Source organism: Rhizobium sp. NFR03 (assembly GCF_900111275.1).
Taxonomy (GTDB): Bacteria; Pseudomonadota; Alphaproteobacteria; order Rhizobiales; family Rhizobiaceae; genus Ferranicluibacter.
Genome location: NZ_FOGR01000007.1, coordinates 103,208 through 123,830, shown reverse-complemented (window position 1 = coordinate 123,830; position 20,623 = coordinate 103,208). Strand labels below are relative to the sequence as shown.

At 62.6% G+C, this 20,623-nt stretch carries 22 protein-coding genes; 5 read left to right on the top strand and 17 right to left on the bottom strand.

Annotation, left to right across the window (positions count from 1 at the left end):
* Positions 1-181: 181 nt before the first annotated feature.
* From BSG19_RS19930 to BSG19_RS19900, 7 genes are read right to left on the bottom strand one after another with little or no spacing between them, the layout of a single operon-like run.
* Positions 182-1,138: a LysR family transcriptional regulator gene (locus BSG19_RS19930; RefSeq protein ID WP_092989773.1), complete on the bottom strand. Its 957-nt coding sequence runs from the start codon at positions 1,136-1,138 to the stop codon at positions 182-184.
* A gap of 37 nt (positions 1,139-1,175) precedes the next feature.
* Positions 1,176-1,772 (bottom strand): NAD(P)H-dependent oxidoreductase, encoded by a 597-nt coding sequence (locus BSG19_RS19925; RefSeq protein WP_092989772.1) that lies wholly within the window; start codon positions 1,770-1,772, stop codon positions 1,176-1,178.
* Between the two features lie 3 nt (positions 1,773-1,775).
* Complete coding sequence (locus tag BSG19_RS19920) at positions 1,776-3,176, bottom strand: FAD-binding oxidoreductase (RefSeq protein WP_092989771.1); 1,401 nt, start codon at positions 3,174-3,176, stop codon at positions 1,776-1,778.
* On the bottom strand, positions 3,173-4,465 hold the full coding sequence (locus tag BSG19_RS19915; RefSeq protein WP_092989770.1) for a cytosine deaminase: 1,293 nt from the start codon (positions 4,463-4,465) through the stop codon (positions 3,173-3,175). Before BSG19_RS19915 ends, BSG19_RS19920 begins: the two co-directional genes overlap by 4 nt.
* Positions 4,466-4,469: 4 nt before the next feature.
* Complete coding sequence (locus tag BSG19_RS19910; RefSeq protein WP_092989769.1) at positions 4,470-5,303, bottom strand: ABC transporter permease; 834 nt, start codon at positions 5,301-5,303, stop codon at positions 4,470-4,472.
* A gap of 1 nt (position 5,304) precedes the next feature.
* Positions 5,305-6,159: an ABC transporter ATP-binding protein gene (locus tag BSG19_RS19905; RefSeq protein WP_092989768.1), complete on the bottom strand. Its 855-nt coding sequence runs from the start codon at positions 6,157-6,159 to the stop codon at positions 5,305-5,307.
* Positions 6,160-6,163: 4 nt separating this feature from the next.
* Positions 6,164-7,168 carry an ABC transporter substrate-binding protein gene (locus tag BSG19_RS19900; RefSeq protein WP_092989767.1) on the bottom strand — a complete coding sequence of 335 codons (1,005 nt, stop codon included), beginning with the start codon at positions 7,166-7,168 and terminating at the stop codon, positions 6,164-6,166.
* Between the two features lie 203 nt (positions 7,169-7,371).
* On the opposite strand from BSG19_RS19900, the gene BSG19_RS19895 reads away from it, so the two are divergent.
* Together BSG19_RS19895 and BSG19_RS19890 are read left to right on the top strand one after the other, a co-directional pair.
* Complete coding sequence (locus BSG19_RS19895) at positions 7,372-7,764, top strand: RidA family protein (protein WP_092989817.1); 393 nt, start codon at positions 7,372-7,374, stop codon at positions 7,762-7,764.
* Positions 7,761-8,558: a creatininase family protein gene (locus tag BSG19_RS19890; protein WP_092989766.1), complete on the top strand. Its 798-nt coding sequence runs from the start codon at positions 7,761-7,763 to the stop codon at positions 8,556-8,558. Before BSG19_RS19895 ends, BSG19_RS19890 begins: the two co-directional genes overlap by 4 nt.
* A gap of 103 nt (positions 8,559-8,661) precedes the next feature.
* Here the strand turns inward: BSG19_RS19890 and BSG19_RS19885 are convergent, their stop codons facing one another.
* From BSG19_RS19885 to BSG19_RS19870, 4 genes are all read right to left on the bottom strand, one after another.
* Positions 8,662-9,021: a hypothetical protein gene (locus BSG19_RS19885; protein ID WP_092989765.1), complete on the bottom strand. Its 360-nt coding sequence runs from the start codon at positions 9,019-9,021 to the stop codon at positions 8,662-8,664.
* 144 nt (positions 9,022-9,165) lie between these two features.
* Positions 9,166-9,363, bottom strand: a complete 198-nt coding sequence (locus BSG19_RS19880) for a hypothetical protein (RefSeq protein WP_139274800.1) — start codon at positions 9,361-9,363, stop codon at positions 9,166-9,168.
* 157 nt (positions 9,364-9,520) lie between these two features.
* The gene (gene htpG, locus BSG19_RS19875) at positions 9,521-11,413 is read right to left on the bottom strand and encodes a molecular chaperone HtpG (protein ID WP_092989763.1); all 1,893 of its coding nucleotides are present in this window, start codon (positions 11,411-11,413) and stop codon (positions 9,521-9,523) included.
* A 183-nt stretch (positions 11,414-11,596) separates the two neighbouring features.
* Positions 11,597-12,202 (bottom strand): hypothetical protein, encoded by a 606-nt coding sequence (locus tag BSG19_RS19870; protein WP_244529334.1) that lies wholly within the window; start codon positions 12,200-12,202, stop codon positions 11,597-11,599.
* Positions 12,203-12,336: 134 nt separating this feature from the next.
* On the opposite strand from BSG19_RS19870, the gene BSG19_RS19865 reads away from it, so the two are divergent.
* From BSG19_RS19865 to BSG19_RS19855, 3 genes are all read left to right on the top strand, one after another.
* The gene (locus BSG19_RS19865) at positions 12,337-12,999 is read left to right on the top strand and encodes a response regulator (RefSeq protein ID WP_092989762.1); all 663 of its coding nucleotides are present in this window, start codon (positions 12,337-12,339) and stop codon (positions 12,997-12,999) included.
* Positions 12,996-14,390 (top strand): sensor histidine kinase, encoded by a 1,395-nt coding sequence (locus BSG19_RS19860; protein ID WP_092989761.1) that lies wholly within the window; start codon positions 12,996-12,998, stop codon positions 14,388-14,390. Before BSG19_RS19865 ends, BSG19_RS19860 begins: the two co-directional genes overlap by 4 nt.
* Positions 14,391-14,496: 106 nt before the next feature.
* Positions 14,497-14,823, top strand: coding sequence for a hypothetical protein (locus BSG19_RS19855; RefSeq protein WP_092989760.1), 327 nt, complete (start codon positions 14,497-14,499; stop codon positions 14,821-14,823).
* Between the two features lie 34 nt (positions 14,824-14,857).
* Here the strand turns inward: BSG19_RS19855 and BSG19_RS19850 are convergent, their stop codons facing one another.
* The 6 genes from BSG19_RS19850 to BSG19_RS19825 form a co-directional block, all read right to left on the bottom strand.
* Positions 14,858-16,240: a GGDEF domain-containing protein gene (locus BSG19_RS19850; protein ID WP_092989759.1), complete on the bottom strand. Its 1,383-nt coding sequence runs from the start codon at positions 16,238-16,240 to the stop codon at positions 14,858-14,860.
* Between the two features lie 3 nt (positions 16,241-16,243).
* Entirely contained in the window at positions 16,244-17,008 is a 765-nt protein-coding gene (locus BSG19_RS19845; protein WP_092989758.1) for a transporter substrate-binding domain-containing protein, read from the bottom strand.
* A 136-nt stretch (positions 17,009-17,144) separates the two neighbouring features.
* A complete protein-coding gene (locus tag BSG19_RS19840; RefSeq protein WP_092989757.1) occupies positions 17,145-17,642 on the bottom strand; it encodes a GNAT family N-acetyltransferase in 498 nt (165 codons plus the stop codon).
* Between the two features lie 11 nt (positions 17,643-17,653).
* Entirely contained in the window at positions 17,654-18,544 is an 891-nt protein-coding gene (locus tag BSG19_RS19835; protein WP_092989756.1) for a carbohydrate ABC transporter permease, read from the bottom strand.
* Positions 18,545-18,546: 2 nt separating this feature from the next.
* Positions 18,547-19,437: a carbohydrate ABC transporter permease gene (locus BSG19_RS19830; RefSeq protein ID WP_092989755.1), complete on the bottom strand. Its 891-nt coding sequence runs from the start codon at positions 19,435-19,437 to the stop codon at positions 18,547-18,549.
* On the bottom strand, positions 19,427-20,539 hold the full coding sequence (locus tag BSG19_RS19825) for an ABC transporter ATP-binding protein (protein WP_092989816.1): 1,113 nt from the start codon (positions 20,537-20,539) through the stop codon (positions 19,427-19,429). Before BSG19_RS19825 ends, BSG19_RS19830 begins: the two co-directional genes overlap by 11 nt.
* Between the last annotated feature and the right edge of the window lie 84 nt (positions 20,540-20,623).

The window sequence follows — 20,623 nt, the reverse complement described above, 5'->3', positions numbered from 1 at the left end:
ACGGAAGCCCCCTTCGACGTTTCCAGCGCGGGCACCGTCTCCGCCGCTCGAACCTGTCGCCTGCCGGCAGTCACAGCACCCCCACGCCATGCCACCGTACAATGTCACTCTACACTTTCCGGCAACATTAAAACGACCGCTTTAACAGGCGGTAAACATGTTCTGTCGCCCCGGAACGCCGCTACACGAGCATGTCACGCACAAGGCGGCGAAGCCAGGCGTTGAAGGTCGAATGATGCGAACGCTCATGCCAGAACAGGAAGACGGGCATGGCGCCGAATTCTTCCGGCGCATCGACCACAGCGATATCCGACAGCGCTGCGAAATGATCCGCGAACGGCTTGGACGTCGTAAAGACGAGATCGCTGCCGGCCAGCACCATGGGCACGAGCGCATATTCGGAAAGACTGGCACGGATGCGCCGTTGCAGGCCGAGTTCTGCGAGATGCCCGTCGATGGGACTGACGGACGCGCCATGGGGCGGGTTCGGCGACAGGTGCTCGAGGTCCAGATAGTCATCCATGGAGATCGAGGGCGCCCCTGCGAGCCGATGACCCCGGTCCATCATGCAGACGGTCCGGCACTCGGTAACGGTCTCGCCCCGCAGATTGCGGGAAGCAGGCTGGCGGTGGGCAAGGACCAGATCGACCTCGCCGGCCTCCAGCAATTGTTGAAGCGCCGCCATGCTCGGCATGGGCAGCATTTCCAGCATCATATGCGGCGCAACGTGCCGTAGATGACGGATAAGCCGGGGAACAAGAAAGGGACCGAAACTCGTTGCCGCAACGATCCGTACCCGCCTCTGCGACGTTGCCGGATCGAAATCCGCCTCGCGTCCTGCGAGATGGTCGATATCGTCGAGGATGCGATCGACCAATGTGACGAGGTCCTGCGCCCGCGGCGTCGGTGCGAGACCCGTGCCGCTGCGTACCAGAAGCGGGTCTCCCGTCATCGCCCGAAAGCGGCGCAACGTGAGGCTGACCGCTGGTTGGCTGAGCCCGTGGATCGCCGCAGTTCGAGAGACGCTGCTCTCCGACAGCAATGTCTTCAGCACGCGAAGTTGCCGGATGTCAAGTTCGCCGCGGGTTCGCTCACCGACATCCATCGTGTCGGTCGCCGTCTTGATGCCGCCTGCCAAGCTGTCTCCTTCTCCGGCACGTCCTGCTCTGAACAGACTAGAACGATGCCATCGCCTTTGCCACCTTCGCCTTGAACGCCTCAAGCTCGGCCGGGCCGTTGCCGTTCATATTATAGAGCGCGAGATAGCGCACCGGCTTTTTCGGTCGGAAGATCGCCCACAGCACGCGGCGCGCCACCTTGCGCGGCGGGTCGCCGACGAGCATGGCGCGAAAACGCGGACCGCCATACGTGGTGATGACCGCCACCGACTTGACGTTGTGGAGAATGCGCACGAGCTTGCCCTTGTCGCCATCCGCCATCTTGAACGCGACACCCGGAACGAACACCCGGTCGAAAAAGCCTTTCAGAATCGCCGGCAGGCCGAAATTCCAGACGGGATGCACGAGCACCACCGCATCCGCTGCTCGGATGCGCGCAACATAGGGCGCGATATCAGGCGTGATATTGATAGTCTCGTCATGGTAGTTCAGGCGTTCCTCGCGCGAGAGAACCGCGTCGAAGCCGTCATCGTAGAGCGATATGAGATCGACCTCGTGCCCCCGCGCTTCCAGCGCCTGACGGGCGACGTCCCGCAGTTGCGCGCTGTAGCTGGTCTCCACCGGATGCGCGTGGATGAGGAGGATACGTGCCATGTCTCACGCCGCATCCATGCTTTGCAGCCCGGCAAAGACCCAGCTACGCTTCTGGTTGAAGTCGTAATCCGGATTTTCCCAGGCGACCATCTTGCCGGGATTCAGCAGTCCCTTCGGGTCGGCCTCGCGCTTGAAGGCGAGCTGCCTCGCATCCGTCTGCTTCATGCCGCCCTCCTCCAGCGTGTAGCGGTGCGGATTAAAGACGAGGCAGCCATTGTTCTCATGAATGGCGATGATCTCTTCCAATCGCTCCTCGCTGGTATAGCGAACAATCGGCAGGCCGGAGAAGACGACGCGGCCGTCGAAGCGGATCATCTCCAGATGGAGCGGCATCTCGTCGCCGAGGATCTCGTGGATGCGGCGGACATGCTCGAAATCCGGATACTGCGTCTGGAGATAGGTGATCGACGGATCGACCTTCAGGCCGCGCATCGTCGTATGGTTCCAGCAGAGTTCGTAGACCGGCGGAAACTGCCGCTTTTCCTCTGGCGGCACCGTGTCGGACCGGAAGACGAGATCGCCCTTGTGATGCGCGGTGAGAAGGGAGAGCGCATTCATGGCATGCGGCGCCGCGATGATGACGACGAGCGAAGCTTCGCGTGCGAAGAAACGCCGGTAGTGCGGGAAGTAGTCGTGTGCCACGGGTGCGCCGACCACCGCGATCTCCTTGGTGAGGATACCATCCTGTCGCGCCAGAGCTTCGGCGAAGCGCGTTGCGGCCATCACGTCGGGAAAGGCGACCAGACTGTCGATCCAGTCATAGGCGGCGGTCAGAGGCAGTGTCACATCGGTGATGATGCCGTTGGTGCCGTAGGCATGCGCGACCTTGAGGATATCCGCACCCTCGATCTTCAGCACGCGCGGCACCGCCTCGCAGGTGACGACGGTGAGCCCGAGAATGTTGCCGAGCGCCCGCAGGCCGCCCCAACGGATCGACCCGACGCCGCCCGACCCGCCTGCAACGAAGCCGCCGACTGTCGCGGTGCGATAGGTGGACGGGAAGAACCGGATTTCGCTGCCATGCGCTGCCCGCGTGTGCTGGTCGATCTTCTCAAGAATGACGCCGGTTTCCGCCTTCACATGCACCGGGCTCGTTTCGATGATGCGGTTCATCTCGGCAAGGTTGAGCACCACGCCGCCGGCAAGCGGCATGGCCTGCCCGTAATTGCCGGTGCCGGCACCGCGCGGGGTGATGGCGATGCCGTGCCGGTGTGCCGCCGCAAGAACCTCGACCACCTCACCTTCAGACTTCGGGCTGACGATAAGATCGCCCGTGACATGATCCAGCTGGCGCTTGAGCACCGGCGAATACCAGTAGAAATCGCGGCTCTTCTTCTGAACCAGCTTGGGATTGTCTTCGACCGAAATGGAGCCGATATCGTTGCGGAAAGCGTCGAGCGTCATGGTGTCACTCCGAAAAGGGTGTCGAGTTCGCGATAGTCGGGTAGCTTTGCCGAGATGACCTTGCCGGCGCGGATGACGGTGCGGTCGGACTGGGGCCGGGAGAACAGTTCGCCCGGCGTGCGGGCCCGTGTGACGACGAGATCGGCCGGCGCGCCGGCGCTCAGTGTCGCACCGTAGGCAAAGCCGGCGGTTTGCGCCGGGACGGCGGCGACGGCCGAAAACCAGTCGGCGAGCCCTTCCCCCGGATGGTCCAGATGCCCGATGCGCACGCTTTCGCGCAGCACCTCCATCATATCGAGGTCGCCATAGGCGTAGAACGGATCGCGCGTATTGTCGGAGGCGACAGAGACCGCGACGCCCGCCGCCTTCAGCTCGCGCAACAGCGTTACGCCCCGCCAGCGCGGGGTTTCCCCGGTCTGCCGGTCCTGAAGGTAAAGATTGCACATCGGCAGTGACACGACGGAGATGCCGGCCTCGGCGACGCGGGCAATGGTCGCTTTCGCATCTTCGCCGGCGAGGATCGCAAGCGAGCAACAATGGCCGGCGAGCACGCGGCCGGAAAAGCCGGTCTCGATCACGCGGTCGGCAAGGATTGAGAGGCTGCGCGAGGCGGTATCGCCGCTCTCGTCGATATGGAGGTCGAGGTCGAGGCCATGCCGGCCGGCGGCATCCACGAGGTTTGCGATGGCTTCCCCTGCGCGGTCGAAGACGGAGATCGCCCCGCCGAGAGATCCGCCATAGGTCTTGACCGTACGGGCGAGTTCTTCGACCAGAGCCTTGTCGAGCGCATGATCCGGCCCGCAGAGCGCCGTCGCCTGAAGCTCGATGCGCCCGGCCCATTCCTCACGCTTGCGCGCGAAAACCGGCCAGGAAATCTCGTGCTGGGGCGGAGCGGAATCGAGATGGGTCCGGATGGCCGCCGTGCCATGCGCATAGGCGCAGCGCAGCGCGAATTCCATGCGCGCCTCGACATCGGCGGCGTTCCAGTTCGCCATGCGATCGACTGAAACAGCCGTCAAAGCGCCCATGAAGGAACCATCCGGATTGGGCTTGCGCGGCGTGATGTGCCCCTTGTCGAGATGGGTGTGCAGATCGACGAAGGCCGGCAGGACGATGCCGTCATCGGCATCCAGCACCGTCTCGCCATCTGCCGGCGTCAGCGAACCGGATGCGGCGATGGTGTCGATCAGGCCGTCGACCAGACGGATGTCGGCCGCCAAGAATCCTGTCTTGCCGGGAATCCGCCCCTTCCGGATCAGGAGCCTGTTAGACGTCGTGTCATCCATCATATGGTCAGTTCTCCCGCGCAAGCGCGCTTTCGTGCCAGCGGCGCAGCGACAGCCAGGCGACGACCGATGTGAGGGCGAAAATGGCGACACCGGTTGCCGAAAGAAGCACAAGTGCCGCGAACAGCCGGGGAATGTTGAGGCGGTACTGCGCCTCGAGCAGCCGGAAGGCGAGACCGGAGCCCGCGCCGGCAGAGCCCGCCGCAAACTCAGCGACGACAGCCGCGATAAGCGATAATCCGCCACCGATCTTCAGCCCTGTCATGAAATATGGCAGCGCGGCCGGCAGCTTCAGCATGCGAAGTTGCTGCCAGCGGCTTGCGCCATAGAGATCATAGAGATTAAGCAGATTGTGATCGACGCTCTTCAGGCCCTGCACCATGTTGGACAGGATGGGGAAGAAGGCGACGAGGAAGGCGCAGATCATGATCGCCGCCTGCGTCGAGGAGACGTAGACGAGGATGAGCGGCGCGATGGCGACGATCGGCGTCACCTGCAGGATGACGGCATAGGGGTAGAGCGCCAGCTCCACCCATTTCGACTGGACGAGCAGAACGGCCAGCAGCGTGCCGCCGACGAGCGCGAGGATGAGCGCTGAAAATGTGATGCGCAGCGTGACGAGCAGGGCCGGATAGAGGGTGCCCCAGTCCTTGACCAGCGTCTGCGCAACGAGGCTCGGTGCCGGCAGGATGTACGGGGGCACGGCGTTGACGCGGACATAGATCTCCCAGACGAGCAGGGTCAGACCGAGCATGATGGCGGGAACCGCTACCCGCAGCAGCCGGCTACGGCCAAGGCCCGGCTTGTCTTCGGTCGAGGCAGGATCGGGAACGGCCGCCATGTCAGGCGCCCTCGCTGACGGGTGCCGCGATGGCATGGCCCAGTGCCTGCGAAACGCTTCGGCAGAGATCGGCATAGGCTTCGGATGCGCGAAAGCCCAAGTCCTTCTCGCGACCTTCGGGGCGCGGCAGCATCATATCCGCGACGACCCGGCCGGGCCGTGCGCCCATGACGGCGATGCGGCTGGAGAGATAGGCGGCTTCGAAGACGGAGTGCGTGACGAACACCACGGTCAGATCCTTCTCGCTCCAGAGACGGAGCACGTCATCGTTCAGTTTTTGCCGGGTAATCTCGTCAAGCGCACCGAAGGGCTCGTCCATCAGGAGAAGCTTCGGATCGGTCACGAGAGCGCGGGCAATCGATACTCGCATACGCATTCCCCCCGAGAGCTCTCGCGGGTAAGCCCTGGCAAAGTCCTTGAGACCCACCGTTTCCAGCGCGGCCATCACCCGGTCGCGGACCTCGCCTTTGCCCATGCCCTTCAGGCGAAGAGGCAGATAGGCATTGTCGAACACCGGCTTCCAGGGCATCAGCGTCGGCTCCTGAAAGACAAATCCGATATCGGCATCCGGTCGCCCGTCCCGGCCGATCCGCGAGGCCGGCCAGTCCACGAGGCCCTGCGACGGACGCCCGAGCCCCGCAATGATCCGCAGCGCCGTCGACTTGCCGCAGCCGGAAGGTCCGAGCAAACTGACGAACTCGCCCTTGCGGATATCCATGGTCATGCGCGAGAGGGCGAGCGTGCCGTTGGAGAAGCGCTTGGTGACATCGCGGAGCGACACGACACTACGGGGTGACGCGGGGGCGGGCGACGCGTCACTGCCGAGGGGATTGTCGGAGGGAACGGCCTGCTTCATCGGATCAGGACTTCTTCAGGTCCATGCCCACCTTCTTGCACGTGAACTGCAGCGTGTAGGATTTCTTGATATCGAGGTCCTTCTTCACAACGTCGATGGCCGCCATCTTGTCGTAGAAGTCCTTGTAGTGTGCGTCGGTCATGCATCCGATACCGCCCTCCTTGGCGTCGCCGGATTCCAGAACGTCGAATTCCTTCATTTTGGCAAGCGAGAAGGCCAGCTGCTCATCCGTCATCTCGGGATTGTCGGTCTTGATCAGGGCGTTGGCAGCCTTGTTGTCGCCATACATGTAATTGTACCAGCCGATGGCCGTCGCATCGACGAAGCGCTGCACGAGGTCCGGATTCTTCTCCACCAGTGCCGTCTGCGTCTCGATCGTCGTGGAATAAGGATCGTAGCCGGCATCGGCGAGAAGGAAGACCTTGGGCTTGAAGCCGGCCTGATGTTCGATCTCGAAGGGTTCCGAGGTGATGTAGCCCTGCTGGGCCGAAGCCTTGTCGGCAAGGAACGGGCCGGGGTTGAACTGGTAGGGCTTGAACTGCTCGTCGGAGAAGCCCTTGAAATTGGCCTTCATCCACGTGAAATAGGTGGTGAAACCTTCCTTGCCCATGAAGATCGTCTTGGCCTTCGCCAGATCCTCGAAACGCTCGATGCCGGCATCGGGATGCGCGAGGATGCCCTGCGGATCCTTCTGGAAGATGGCGGCGACCGTAACGAGCGGAATGCCCTGTGCCACCGCATCGAACGAGCCGAGCGTGCCACCCATGTAGAAATCGATCTGACCCGCAATCAGCAGGTTGCGATTTGCAGCCTGCGGCCCGCCTTGCCGGATGGAAACGTCGAGCCCGTATTTCGCATAGGTACCGTCCGCGATCGCCTGATAGTAGCCGCCGTGCTCGGCCTGGGCGAGCCAGTTCGTGCCGAAGGTCACCTTGTCTGCGGCCAGCGCCGGCGTGGCGACCGCAAAGGCCAGAGACAGAAGGAATGCAGAGGCGGGCAGGTTCGGCATGACGACAAGATCCTTCTGGATTTGGGAGCGGCAGAATAAGTTGAGCTGATGAATGGGGTGGTAATCGGCTTTCGAATGTGTACTGTATCAGCGGAATGCGATGATACTAAAAGAGGCATGCACAATTGCAAGGCATTTTTTCGAAATTCTCCACATCTCCCACCGCGTCGAATCCGGCGCATCGTCCCGTTCCTGTCGCAGGCATAGCGCCACCCTTTGCGGCCTACAGCCATGGCGTCGAAATCGCTGCCGGTGCGCGGCTCGTCTTCTGCTCCGGGCAACTGGGCCTCGGGGCTGACGAGACCGTGCCGCCTGACTGCGAGGGACAGGCCGAGATCTGCTTTGCCAATATCAAGGCGATCCTCGAAGGGGCCGGAATGAGTCTTGCCCATGTCGTACGGATCAACGCCTATGTCACCGGCCGCGAGCACATGGCGCCTTACATGCGCGTGCGCGATAGGCTGTTTGCAGAGCATCCCCCGGCATCGACCCTGATGATCGTCAACGGCTTTACACGTGCAGAGTTCGTGGTGGAGATCGAGGTCGTCGCGGCCGGTGTCGATACGCCCTTGGCAGAAGAGGAACCGAGACCATGAGCGAGCGACGGAAGATTTGGTGGGGCGATTTTGCGACCACAGACTTTCAGAACATCGATCCGATGGAGACGATTGCGCTGTTGCCCATCGCGGCAACGGAGCAGCACGGGCCCCATCTCGGCTGCGGCACGGATGCGACGATCGCGCGGGGCATGCTGAAGACGCTGACCCCCTTGTTACCGCGAGATCTGGACCTGCGCATTCTGCCCATTCAATCGGTCGGCAAGTCGAACGAACATCTGCACGCGCCGGGCACGCTGACCATTCCGGCGACCGTGCTGATCGACCACTGGATCGCGCTCGGGCAGTCGGTCGCCCGCGCGGGCATCCGCAAACTGGTCATCGTCAACTCTCACGGCGGCAACGAAGAGGTCATGGGCATTGTCGCGCGCGAACTTCGGGTGACCGAGGGAATGCTGGTAGCAAAAACCTCTTGGTCCCGCTTTGGCAAGCCGGAAGGGCTTTTCTCGGATGTAGAGAACCGCTTCGGAATTCACGGGGGTGACGCCGAGACATCCCTCATCCTGAACTTCCGGCCGGAAGCCGTCGATATGGAAAAGGCCGAGGATTTTGCCTCGACCGTTATGCGGGATGAAGAGGATTTTGCGCTGTTGCGCGCCACAGGCACACACGCCTACGCGTGGATTGCCAGCGATCTCAACCCGGCCGGGGCTGTCGGCGAGGCAGCACAAGCCACGATAGACAAGGGCAAGGCGCTGGCAGCGCATCAGGCTCAAGGCTTGGTCACGCTTCTGAACGACATTCGGAGAGCGCCATTGCCGGGCGCTCGATAGCTATCAGCGTTCGTCGCGGACGAACATTTCCTCGAAAAAGAACACCGGCAGTGGAGACCTGCCGGTGTAGGACGTCTCGTCAATGCGTCATCTGGCGAGGGATCTAGTCTCGTGCGATCCCGAGCTTGTCGATGGTCGACATCAGGAGGTCGGCGCAGGCCTTCGCAGGCTCGTCGTCGGCGCATTTCAGATCGATCTTCACATCGTCCGTTTCGATCCGATAATGCGCCGCCTTTGACGGTGGCGGCGGCGGGCGATGACCTTCGGGACCGTGCGGACCCTTACCGCCCCTCATTGCTTCTTCAGGACCACGCGGACCAGCCGGTGGTGGCGGCGGCGGCGGCGGGGCCATGGCATCAGCTGCGACGGGAGGAGCTGGCGGTGGCGGCGGCGTATCCTGAGCCATCCCTGATCCCGCAGCAAGCGACAGGGAAAAACCGGTAAGAAGGAGGAGATGCTTCATAGGGTATCCTACTGTTCAGTGGTCCTCCGAAACGCCTCGTTCGCACCTTTGTTCATGTACCATCTTCTGATTTAGGCATGATTTTTCTTCACAGCCCGTATCCGGCAATGTCTTCAACCAAGAGGCAATTTTGTGAAAGATGCCTCAATCTGCGGCCATCCGGTAGTGCCGATATGCGGCATCGAGTGCTGCGTCGATGACATGAACAAGGGGACGAGATGTGCGCGCCTCTTCGAAACGCGCGATATCCTTTGCTGCGATCAGATGCGCGATAACGGAGGGAAGCGCCCGCGCCTCCGGACGGCCCTCATCTCGTGGTGAACCTTGTACATCCGTCTGCATGGTCGTTCCTTTCTCCGTCATCGCCACACATCGGCGGCAGGATGATCTTTGACCCGAACGGAGAAATGACGTCGGAGTTACAGTAGGAAAATGTACGCCGCAGCCATGCCGACGAAGCGCCGGCCCGCAGAAAAGCCGCGGGCCGGACGCATGAACGTCAAGCCTGCAAGGCGCGCTCGAACACGCGTGTCAGGCGCTCGGCGAAGGCACGGGGATCGGCCGGCTTGTCGCCGTCGAGCACGCGTGCCTGATCGAGAAGGAGCAAAGCGGCATCCTCCTTCAGCGCTGTACCATCAGCCTTGGCGGCAATCGCCTTGACCAGTGGATGCGACGGATTGATCTCGAGGATGGGCTTTGCAGACAGCTCCAGCCTGCCGGCACCTTGCAGGATCTTCTCCATCTGCCGGTCGTAGCCGCCTTCGGATGCAACGAGGCAGACAGCGCTTTCCGTCAAGCGGTCGGAGGCGCGAACGTCGGAGACCTCGCCGCCAAGCTTCTCCTTGGCATAGGCGATGAAGGTCGCGACATCGGCTGACGGCGCGCTGTCCGTTTCGGCCTCACCCTCCGGCTTGGCGAACTGCGCAAGGTCGGCGGCGCCCTGCGTGATCGACTTGAAGGTCTTGCCCTCGAACTCGCCAGCGGTCATGACCCAGAAACTGTCGATCTGGTCCGTCAGGAGCAGAACCTCGATCCCGCGCGCCCGGAAACCTTCCAGTTGCGGCGAGGCCTTGAGCTGTTCGACACTTGTGCCGGTCAGGTAGTAGATCGCCGACTGTTCCGGCTTGGCGTCTTCGACATATTGCTTGAGCGAGCGACGTTCCTCGCCCGGGGCCGTCGTCCTGAAGCGGGCCAGAGACAGAAGCTGCGTGCGCCGCTCGCCATCCTCGTAGATACCTTCCTTCAGCACCGCACCGAAGTTTTCCCACACCTTCGCAAACGCCTCGGCGTCGCTTTCCGCCAGCTTTTCGATCGCAGTGATGATGCGGCTGGTCACGCCCTTGCGGATCGCCGACAGGATCGGGCTTTCCTGGATCATCTCGCGCGAGACGTTCAACGGAAGATCCGCGGTATCGACCAGACCGCGAACGAAGCGAAGATAGCGCGGAAGGACTTCGGCCTCGTCGGTGATGAAGATGCGCTTGACGTAGAGCTTCATGCGGCCCTTGCGATCCGGATCGAACATGTCGAACGGTTGCGCGCCGGGAATGTAGGCAAGCGTCGTATATTCGTGCCGGCCCTCGGCACGGAAATGCACAGTCAGCGCCGGCTCATCGTACTGCCCGGAAAGGCTGCGGTAGAAGTCGGCATGGTCCTCCTTGGAGACCTCGTTCTTCGAGCGTGTCCAGAGCGCTGTGCCGTCCGTCAGCTGCGCGGGCTCGGCACCGGGCTTCTCGACAATCGAGATCGGCACCGGCACATGGCCGGATTGCTCCTTGACGATCCGCTCGACGGACCAGCGCGAGGCGTAGGCTTTGGCATCTTCCATCAGATTGAGCGTGATGCGTGTGCCGCGCGCCGGGGCGTCCGCCAGATCGACCGGGCTCACGGTATAGGCGCCCTGCCCGTCCGAAGACCAGAGCCAGGCCTCTTCCGATCCGGCACGCCGCGAGACGACATCGACCCGGTCAGCCACCATGAAGCAGGAATAGAAGCCAACGCCAAACTGACCGATCAGCTGCGCGCCCTCGCCTGCCTTGTTGGCCTCGATGCGCTCCATGAAAGCGCGGGTGCCGGAGCGCGCAATCGTGCCCAGCGCCTCGATCAGCTCTTCGCGGCTCATGCCGATGCCGTTATCGTCCACGACGAGACGGCGGTTCTCCTCGTCGAGCGTCAGTGTGATCCAGCTGTCGCCATCGCTGCCCAGCAGGTTCGGCGCGGCGATGGCTTCAAAGCGGAGCTTCTCGCACGCGTCGGCCGCATTCGATATCAGCTCGCGCAGGAACACGTCCTTATCCGAGTAGACCGAGTGCACCATCATGTGCAGAAGGCGCGACACGTCGGCTTCGAAAACATGGCTCTCGGCGGGGCGCTCCGCATCAAGGTTCGTCATATCTCATCTTCTCCGTCATGATCGAAATTCGAACGACCAGTTGGCGAAGATTTCTTGCGGATTCAAGAGGCTCGCAACATTCCCCTGCACGTTGAAGACGAAAAACCACAAGAACGGCGTCCCGGGGGCGGCTACCCCGGAACGCCGTGCGCTTATCATCCGGAGGTACGCCGCCGCGGTTGATTACGGCTGCGGTGGCCGCGGCGCCTCTTCGCCAGCGACAGGGCCTGCCACCGGGCCGGGACCGGCATCGGACCGCGCATCAGGTCCGCCCTTCGGGCCGCCATCGGGACCGGGACGCGGGCCATGGCCGCGATGCGGCGGCTTGCCGGCCGGGCCGAGCGCTTCGATCTTCCCATCCGGGTGGACGAGGAAGCTCGCATGCAGGAAGCCGTCATCGAAGCGCCCCTGAACGCTGATCTCCTCGTTGACCGTGACGAGCCTTCCGTCCTCACCCGTCGGGCCGGTCTCCACCAATGCCCGACCGCTGGTATCCTGAAGCACGAACTTGTTGCCGAAGATTTCGGCGACCTTGCCCTTGATGGTGACGAGGTCCCCTTCCGGCATGGTGGAAATGGCGACGGGCGCCATCGGGGCCATCTCGACGTTCGGCCTGGCAAGCTTCATGGCGCCCGCTCCGCCGGCAATGCCGAGGGCAAGAAGGGCGATGGAAGCGACACCGGTGAGCGCCAGCCGCGACGAACGCCTGCGGTGCGGGGGTGCCGCGCGGTCTGCGGAAGCAGGGTGAGCGGCCTGTTCAGTGCCAGTATGGATTTCTTCGTTCGACATCGTGTTCTCCTGTCCTTGTTGACCAGATCCTTCTAGCAAGACCTCGCCACCGGCAGCCTGAACCCCGCGGTTCAGCTTGAGTTAAGCCACCGCGCCCTATGTCCTCATCCTCAATCAGCGGGAAACGGGATGCCATGAGAGTTCTTCTTGTCGAGGACGACGCCGATCTCTCCCGGCGTATCGCCACCAGCCTGCGCACAGAGAGTTTCGTCGTGGATATCGCGACCAATGGCGAGGATGCGGAACATGCCGGTCTCACCGAGATCTTCGACGTCGCCGTGCTCGACCTCGGCCTGCCCCGCAAGGACGGCATTTCGGTCCTCAAGGCATGGCGGCAAGCGGAGCGGGTCTTTCCGGTGATGATCCTGACCGCGCGCGATGGATGGCCCGACAAAGTTGCCGGCTTCAAGGCGGGCGCCGACGACTTCATGACCAAGCCGTTCAAGGTGGAGGAGCTCGTGCTACGCCTGCGCGCGCTCGTCCGCCGGGCCACGGGGCATGCCTCATCGCTCGTGACATGCGGACCGCTCGTGTTCGACGCGCAGCTCGGCACCTTCGAGCTGGAAGGGCTGCCGCTCAAGTTGACCGCGCTCGAATGGCGGGTTCTGTCGTGCCTCATCCTGCGCCGGGACGTCATCGTCGATCGTCGCGAATTGATCGAGCGGGTTTACGAGGGAGATGCGGAGGTCGATTCCAACTCGATCGAGGTCATCATCGCAAGGCTCCGCCGCAAGATCGGTGCGGAGCGGATCGAGACCGTTCGCGGTCGCGGCTACATGCTGACGGCAGCGATATGAAGATCCCGGCTCTCCCGTCCCGATCGACCATCTCTGCCCGCCTGCTGATCTTCTCGACGCTGTTCGTCACCGCAGCCCTGGTGGTTGCCGCCGTCATTCTCTGGCTGATCGTGGCCGCCGTCGTGCGCGAACAGATCGACCAGAGGCTCGACACCCAGATCGACGCCCTGCGCAGCACCCTGGTCCTCAACCCGGAGGGCGTGATGGCTCTCGGTGCATCCCTCGACGGGCCGCCTTTCGACCGCATCGGCTCGGGCTGGTATTGGCAGGTGACCGGAGACGGCGCGCCGATCACGTCGCTGTCCCTCGGCGGCCGCACGATCGAAAGCCCTCCGCGCCCCTTGCCCGGCCGGCATCGACCCAGCCCGGGCGAGCCGCAGCAGCGGGTGGAGCCCGCCGGAGACGGTGGCATGGACTTGCACATCCGGACTGCCCAAGCCCGGATCGGCGATCGGATGTTTGAAATTTCCGCGACAGCGCCACAGGCGGCCCTGAACGATCCTGCGCGGCGGGCGCTGTTCTGGCTTGTGCCGGCCATGGTGGTTCTGGGGTTCAGTCTTGTTCTGGGGACCCTGCTGCAGGTGCGGTACGGCCTGCGTCCTTTAAAAAAGCTGTCCGTGGATATTGCGGATATAGCCGAGGGATCGCGTGAGAGGCTACCGGAGGCGGACGCCGAGGAATTGCGGCCGGTTACGGACGAAATCAACAGGCTCGTCGCGGCAAACGGTCAGCGGCTTGCCGAGACCCGCCTGCATTTCGCCAACCTCGCCCATGGCCTGAAGACCCCGGTGGCAAGCCTTTCGCTAGCGCTTGACGAGCGCAACGACCCGGACGGCGAGATGCGGCGGCTCGTGGAGCGGATTGACGCGCGCATACGCCATCACCTCGCGCGGGCTCGCAAGACGATGTCCGGCGCCGGCATGGGGGCCGCGACCGCGCTCAGTGCCAGCGTCGCCGACCTCGTGCAGATCCTTTCCCGCATCCATGCGGAGCGCGAACTGACGCTGGACGTCGCCGTTCCCGACAGCATCGCCGTCGCTTGCGCCGCCGACGATCTCGATGAGATTCTCGGCAATCTGATCGACAACGCCTGCAAATGGGCGCGCACGTCCGTCAACATTACGGCGACCGTCGAGGGCCGGATGGTCGTCACGCGCATCGAGGACGACGGGCCGGGGATCGCCGAGGACAGGATTGCCAACGCCTTCCTGCCCGGCATCCGCATGGATGAGACCGTTCAGGGCGACGGGTTCGGGCTGACGATCGCGCGGGAGGTTGCCGAACTCTACGGCGGCGGCATCGTGCTTGCAAACCGGCCGGAGGGCGGCCTGAACGTCAGCCTCAGCCTGCCCCGCGCCATGCCACCCCCGGCGCGGTCAGGCAGGGTATAGAGCGCGTCGGCGGGTCGCGCGGGGTGCGCTGCCTGCATACCCACCGTCGCGTGGAACTTCGCTCGCAACCGCCCGTTATCGGGCATATCGAACCGAAGGAGCAACCATGGCAAACCAGAACAACATCTCGCCGGCCGTAAGGTCTTTGCAGAACGAGCAGGGTGATCGCGACCGTCGCGGAACGGAAGGCGATCTGGACAAGGCGCTGGAAGATACGTTTCCGGCCTCCGATCCGGTCGCCATGTCATCGACCACCGGACCGAACGACCATACCGGTAACGAGCGCTCGCGCCGGCGCTCATCGGCTTCGTCGGATGTCAAAGGCTCGATCGATGGCTACGTGGCCGATATCGAAAGCCGCATTCGTGAAAAGCCCCTTGCCGCAGCTGCCATCGTCGCCGCGCTCGCATGGCTTTACGGCCGCACCCGCTAAGGGCGTCGCGCCGAACACGTATCGACAGGCAGGCTCAGGCCTGCCTGTTGCGTTTGGGCATATCGACTGTAACGGCAGACTCAGCAAACACGACACGATTCCGACCATTCCGCTTGGCCTGATAGAGCGCCGTATCGGCTTCCGACACCAACTGGTTAACCCCGTCGAGCGACCGGTTCGCCATACGGGACACGCCGATACTGGCGGTCAGTGAAATCCGCCGCCCGTCCTCGCTGTGCACCTCGAGCCTCATGATGTCCCGGCAAATGCGCTCCGCGATATCGCCGAGCGACCTCTCGTCGCAACCGGAAACCAGAGCCACGAACTCCTCGCCGCCGTAACGACCGATATGGACGCCGTCGCTTTCCTCGAAACGCTGTAGAGCTGTGGCAACGGACACGAGGCAGGCATCGCCCGCATGGTGCCCGTAGGTGTCGTTGATGGCCTTGAAGTGATCGAGATCGATCATCATCACGCCGATCTCGGGGCCGCCGGATTTCGCCGCCTGGAACGTCGAATCCAGTAGACCTTGCAGCGAGCGGCGGTTCGCAAGGCCCGTCAGACCGTCGCGATCGGACAGAATCTTCAGGAGCGCATTCGTACGCGTCAAATCGCTCGATAGCGCGCCGTAGGCCTCGACAGCACCGGTTATGGTGGCGAGTTCGTGGAAAATCGGCGTTCGCGGACCCTCGCCTTCCGGGTGACCACCGCTGATAGATTCGAGCCTCGCGACCGCCGCTCCGATCGGTGCCACGACATGCCGGCTGACCACCCAGAGGGTCATCATGAAAAACAACACCGGCAAGGTAAGGATCAGCGTCCAGCCGAGCTTGACCTCGCGGGCAGCGCTGCCGATTGTCGAGGCCATATTATCGGCAAGAACCAGCGCGTCCGTCGCCAGGGTTTCACTCAGGCGGTCAGCGGTACGGATGGCGTGCTGATAGGCGTCTGCGCTTGCGGCATCCGCAGCCTTGATCTGCTCTCCCTTTTCCGCCGTCACCTCGGTACCGTCGGGATCGCGCAACCTGCGGGCAGCTTCCCGGGTCGATACGATCAGCTTCACGGACGCCGCGATATCGCGCGCGCCGTCGATCAGCGTCTGGTTCTCGTCGAGGGTGAAGCTCTGACAGAGCGTCTGCAACTGAAGCTGGATCTGGCGCTCGATCTTTCGATCATGCGCAAGGTAGACCGAGCGGATGAGCGACGCTGCCCGCTCGACCTTCAGCGCGTTTCTGTTCTGGGACAGAATCAGCGGGATCTGCTCCTCGCGGGCCGTTTGCGCGTCGCGCGCGATGCCGTTCAGGAAACGAACGGAATAGGTAGCCGCGATCCCCGCATAAAGGCAGACGAGCAGCAGGGCGACCCTGCCGACGATCCGCATCGATATGCCATGCCGGGGTTTGCGCGCAGAGGTCATGGATCAATAGATGCTGAAGGGGAAATAGACGTCGTTGATCCGCTCGTAGCTTCCATCGAGGCGCGTTTTCTTGATGGCGGCGTTCACCTGCTGCAACAGTGCCGTATCGCTTTTGCGCGCCGTGACATGCGCGGTGCTCTGCAGGAAGTCGTTGGTGACGGGATCACCGATGAACTCGAAAGCCGATCCGCCGGCACTTTCGAGAAAACTCATCAGCTCGATAGCGTCACCGAGCATAAGGTCTGCCTTGCCTTGCTCGAGAAGCAACTGGGCCGCGGGCTGATCCTCGCCAAAGACGAGCGTGCTCTTTGCCGCGTAAACCTTGGAGAGATATTGCGCCTGCATCGTACCCTTGCCAGCCGTAATGCGCGCGCCGGCAAGGCCATCCGGACTGATGTCCTGGTACTTCTTCGCATCCCCGATGAACACGGCATGCGAGCGGTAATAGGGATCGGAATAGGCAATGCGCTTTGCCCGTTCTTCCGTATACGCCATGCTGGAGACCATGAGGTCGTATTTGTTCTGCTCGAGACCCTCGATGATCTCCGCCCAGGGCATGACGACGAAGGTGCAGGTCCGCTGCATTTCCTTGCAAAGGGCCTTGGCGATATCGACGTCGAAGCCGGCGAGCTCGCCCTTATCGTCGAAGAAGTTGAACGGCGGATAGGCTCCCTCGGTGCCGATCCGCAAAACCGGATCATCGGCCAGCGTCGGGCTGGCGGAAACAAGCGTCAGAAGGAGCACTGCAAGCATGCGTCTCGATATCATGGTCGGTCTCCGGTTTCGGAGCGCATGATGCTCGACGGCTGTTAACGACGGGTCCAGAAATTAGGTAAATGACGTCTTACGTATCCGTTTTTGCGGGGGCGTACGGTAGCGTTCAATGAAAGTTGGCACCGAAGCGTCAGCTATAGTCGATGCCGGTCGCATGAGCGGCGTTCAGCATGCCCTTGTAAATGCCCTCTTCCGAACCGGCGATGACCACCGCGCCGACAGCGCGCTTGTAAAAGCCGGTCGGTCCAGCGCCACCGATGACGCCATATCCGTAACCCTGATCATACATCGCAAGCAGCGTCTTCAGAAGCAGCGCATGACCGATGCCTTTGCCGCGCATCGCCTCGTCCACGCCGGTTGGCCCGAAGAAGCCGCGGGCGGTCGCGTCGTAGCAGGCAAAGCCGACGACCTCACCCTGCCTGACGGCGACCAGCAGCGAAACGGGCTGACGCATCATTGCGACCGTCGCTTCGCTCACCCAGCCCTGTCCGAAGCGTGGGCCGATCCAGGTGGCGATCGTGTGCAGTTCCGGTGGCAAGGCGCGGCGGATGACGACGCCCTCACGCGCCACCTTGTCATCGAGTGCCGCATCCGGCTTGAGGTCGTAGAGATTGACGAGCATGTCCATGGCAGAAATCCTTATCCCTTGACCGCACCGGCGGTGAGGCCGGCAACGATGCGCCGCTGGAAGATCAGAACGACGATGATCAGCGGCAATGTAACGGTGACCGAAGCGGCCATGATCTGGCCGAACGGATATTCATAGCGCGTCGTCCCCCCGATAAGGCCGATCGCCACCGGCACGGTCTTGTTCTCATCCGTCAACATGAACGTGAGCGCGAACAGGAACTCGTTCCAGGCAAGAATGAAGGCGAGAATGCCGGTGCTGGCCAGTGAAGGCCCCATCAGCGGCAGCAGAATGCGCGTGAGAATCCGGAAATGCGAGCACCCGTCGATCAGCGCCGCCTCCTCTAGCTCCCTCGGAAATTCGCGAATGAAGGTCGTGAGAATCCAGGTCGTGAACGGCACAGTCGAGAGCAGATAGGTGACGATCAGCGCGCTCGGGCGATTGTAGAGGCCGAGCGCGTTGATGAGCTCGAACATGCCGGAGAGGACCGCGACCTGCGGGAAGATGGAGATCATGAGGATCGCCATCAGAACGACGCGCTTCTGTGGGAAATCCAGACGTCCGAGCGCATAAGCCGAGACGATGCCGAGCGCCAGCGACACGACGGTCGTGCCGGTTGCCACAAAGACCGAATTGAGCAGCGATCCCATGAAAACCGGATTATCGAACAACTGCCGGTAATAGCCGAAGTTCAAGGCCGGAAGAAAGGCCGTCGTGTAAAGTTCTGCTCCCTGCTTGGTGGAAGAAACGATCGCCCAGTAATAGGGAAACAGCGTGTAGGCGAGCACGAGGAGGATGAGAAGACCGAGAGCACCTTTGCGGACCCGGCGACGCAGGCGATAATGGGCCGACGACCGGCGCTTGATGCGAGCAGATGGCGAAATGGAGGTGGTCGTGGCCATGATCACTCTCCCGCCGAACGATCAAGACGCAGCGCGCCGATGAGAATGATGGCGACCAGCGCGACCAGCAGAAACACCCATGTCGAAGCTGCGGAGCCAACACCCAGTTCCTGAAAGCTGATCAACCGGTCTCGCGCATAGATCGAGACCGTCATCACATTCTGGTTGCTGGCGGCGAGCACATAGGCAAGGTCGAACATGCGGATCGCATCGAGCGACCGGAAGAGCACGGCCACCCCGATCGCCGGTTTCAGCAAGGGCAGCGTGATCGACCAGAACCGCTTCCAGGCGGGGATGCCATCGACCTCGGCCGCCTCCATCATCTCGCCCGGGATGGTTTGCAGACCGGCCAGAATGAGCAGCACCATGAAGGGTGTCGTCATCCAGACGTCGATGAAGATCACCACGCCCATGATCAGAGAGCTGCTCGCCGTCCAGGCGATGCCGTGGTCGATCAACCCGAGAGAGATCAGGATACGGTTGAAAACGCCGAACTGGTCGTTCAGCATCCATTCCCAGATCTTCGTGGCGACGACGACGGGGATGGCCCAGGGAACAAGGATAGCCGCACGCAGCAGTCCTCGTCCGGGAATGGCCTCGTTCAGTAACAGCGCGATGCCGAGACCGAGCAATGTTTCGATAGCCACCGATATGACGGCGAAGGTCAGCGTGTTGCGGACCGCCGACCACCATGCGGGATCATTGATCACCTCGATGAAATTCGAGATGCCGACCATTCCATATACGGTGGGATCGTCGAGATAGGCATCGGTAAAGCTGAAGAAGAAGGTCCGGCCGAGCGGCCATACCGCGACCATCAGCATGACGAGGACCAGCGGCGTCAGGAACAGCCACGCGGTACGGTGCTCCCGCCGGGCAAGCTTAGCGCTCATGAAGCGACCTCCCTCCGACGGGCGTGCCCTCCGGCAACGCGCCGGAAGACCGGTGGTCCATCCGCTTTTCCTCTGAATCGAAGACGAAGATGTCGGCATCCGCGAAAGACAGGCCGACCGGCTGGTTGCGCCGCTCAACAGGCGGGCGGCCGGCCACGCGCACGACCCAGATGGACTCATCCGACAGGCGGATATAGGCAAAGTGCTCGTGCCCGAGATCCTCGATACGTTCCAGTATGCCGTTCATCCGGCCCGCACCCTCGGCGACGATCGAGAGCGCCTCCGGCCGGACACCGATGGAGACCGGCTGACCGCCATCGGCGACAAGCCCTGCCGGCAGCGAGAACCCGCCTGCTTCAAGCCCCGCTGCCAGACTGGCGAAGTTCATTCGTGGACTGCCGATGAAGCCTGCGACGAAACGGTTGACCGGCGATTGATAGAGTTCCAGTGGCGTACCGACCTGCTCGATCGAGCCTTGGTTCAGCACGACGATGCGGTCGGCAAGCGTCATGGCCTCGGCCTGATCGTGGGTCACGTAGACCATCGTCGTCTTGATATCCTCGTGCAGCCGCGCGATTTCGATGCGCATTTCCATGCGCAGATCGGAATCGAGGTTGGACAAGGGCTCGTCAAACAGGAAGATCTCCGGCTCACGCACCAAGGCCCGGCCGATCGCCACGCGCTGGCGCTGACCGCCCGAGAGTTCCCGCGGGCGCCGGGCGAGGAGATGATCGACCTTCAGCATACGGGCAACGGTCTCGACCTTGCGCCGGATGGCGTCCTTGCCGAGACGCATGGTCTCGAGCGCAAAGCCGATGTTGCGCTCCACGCTCATGTGGGGATAGAGCGCATAGGACTGGAAGACGAAGGCGACGCCGCGCTTGGACGCCGGAACGTCCGTCACCTCCTCGCCGTCGATGAGCACTTGGCCGCTTGAAGCGGGGACAAGGCCGGCGACGATGCGCAGCAACGTGGATTTTCCGCAGCCCGAGGGGCCGACGAATACGATGAACTCGCCGTCCGCGATCTGAAGATCGACGCCCCGGATGACGGTGTGCGTGCCGTAGGCTTTGGTGACGGAAGAAAGAGCGATGGATGCCATGGCAAATCCGATCAGGGAGACAATAGAACGCCACCGCGCCTGCACTGCCGCAGGCTCGTGGTCATGCGAGACGGTGGAAAGGCA